We start from the raw sequence: 323 nt of genomic DNA, 5'->3' as shown, positions 1-323 counted from the left end.
TTCAACCCATCAAGGGTCCTTCTGAAAGCGGGATCGTGTCCTCGGTTTTCTTATCGAGGATCCGCCCTTCAACCCATCAAGGGTCCTTCTGAAAGTCGACGTCGTCGCCGGTCAGCTCATCCAAACACCTCCCTTCAACCCATCAAGGGTCCTTCTGAAAGCGCACTACCGCTCGCGAGCGACGTCGGCGACCCCCGCCTTCAACCCATCAAGGGTCCTTCTGAAAGCGACCGGGTGCTGTCGCTGGGCGACCGGCGGGTTCCTTCAACCCATCAAGGGTCCTTCTGAAAGTCGACAGCGAGGTCTGGGGTGGTGGCGTCGAG

The sequence above is a fragment of the Halobellus captivus genome (assembly GCF_007655485.1).
Lineage (GTDB): Archaea > Halobacteriota > Halobacteria > Halobacteriales > Haloferacaceae > Haloquadratum > Haloquadratum captivum.
The sequence above is the reverse complement of the archived record's forward strand: the minus strand, read 5'-3'. Positions refer to the sequence as shown.